The sequence below is a fragment of the Actinosynnema sp. NPDC037264 genome (assembly GCF_055603705.1).
Window position 1 is genome coordinate 1 of sequence record NZ_JBVJVK010000138.1, and the last position, 1,453, is coordinate 1,453.

At 71.2% G+C, this 1,453-nt stretch carries 1 protein-coding gene; it reads right to left on the reverse strand.

All coding sequences use genetic code 11. From position 1 onward, the window contains the following. Positions 1 to 89 precede the first annotated feature (89 nt). Positions 90 to 1,364 (reverse strand): thymidine phosphorylase, encoded by a 1,275-nt coding sequence (locus tag ACZ7GX_RS45695; protein WP_498786927.1) that lies wholly within the window; start codon positions 1,362 to 1,364, stop codon positions 90 to 92. Positions 1,365 to 1,453: the final 89 nt, after the last annotated feature.

The following is a 1,453-nucleotide window of genomic DNA, read 5'->3' on the forward strand; positions in this document are numbered from 1 at the left end:
ATACCGCTGTTGTATGTGGCCCATTCGGCCGTGCCCCCGGGAGCCGCCTCAGGCCCGACTATCGCGAACACGGACTTGTGAAACAGGCGCTAGCCCCGGATGGTGTCGATGACCAGTGGTGTGGTCGGGGGTGGGTTGTCGCCGATCTCGTAGCCGGTGGAGAGGGATTCCAGGGCGGCGGGGATGGCGTCGGGGGTGTCGGTGTGCAGTTCGAGCAGTGGTTGGTCCTTGGCGATCCGGTCGCCTGGTTTGGCCAGGCAGAGGATGCCGGCGCCCGCTTGGACCGGGTCTTCCTTGCGGGCGCGGCCGGCGCCCAGGCGCCAGGCGGCGACGCCCACCGCGTAGGCGTCGAGGGTGGTCAGGTAGCCGTCGGACGGGGCGGTGACGACGTGCTTGTGGCGGCCGGTCGGTAGCGGGGCGTCCGGGTCGCCGCCTTGAGCCCTGATCATCCTCGCCCAGGTCTCGTAGGCCTCGCCGGAGGCGAGGACGTCGCGGGGGGAGGCGGAGATGCCGGCTCGGGAGAGCATTTCCTCGGCCAGGGCGACGGTCAGGTCGACGACGTCGGAGGGGCCGTTGCCCTGGAGGACTTCGATCGACTCGGCGACTTCCACGGCGTTGCCGACGGCGCGGCCCAGGGGGACCGACATGTCGGTGAGGAGCGCGGAGACGCGCAGGCCGTGGTCGACGCCGATCGAGACCAGGGCCGTGGCCAGTGCGCGGGCCTGGTCGAGGGACTTCATGAACGCGCCGGAGCCCACCTTGACGTCCAGGACCAGTGCTTCGGCGCCCTCGGCGATCTTCTTCGACATGATCGACGAGGCGATCAGCGGGATCGCCTCGACGGTTCCGGTCACGTCGCGCAGGGCGTAGAGCTTCTTGTCGGCCGGGGCGAGGCCGGAGGTGGCGGCGCAGATGACGGCGCCCACGGAGCGCAGTTGTGCGACGACCTCGTCCACGGAGAGCTGCGCGCGCCAGCCGGGGATGGCTTCGAGCTTGTCCAGCGTGCCACCGGTGTGGCCGAGGCCGCGGCCGGAGAGTTGGGGCACGGCGGCGCCGCAGGCGGCCACGAGGGGCGCCAGAGGCAGGGTGATCTTGTCGCCGACGCCGCCGGTGGAGTGCTTGTCGACGGTGGGGCGGCCGACGTCGAGGGTCAGCCGGTCGCCCGACTCGATCATGGCGTGGGTCCAGCGGGCGGTTTCGGCCGGGTCCATGCCGTTCAGGAAGATCGCCATGGCCAGGGCCGACATCTGCTCGTCGGCCACGTGCCCGCGGGTGTAGGCGTCGACGACCCAGTCGATCTGGTCGTCGGTCAGGCGGGCGCCGTCGCGCTTGGCCCGGATCACGTCCACGGCGGTGTGGGTCACTAGTGCACCCTCTTCCGTGCGGGCGCCTGGGTGGCGCTTGTGGTAGGAACCAGGCGGAAGTCGGGGTGACGGCCCGGTGTGGCCGCCCT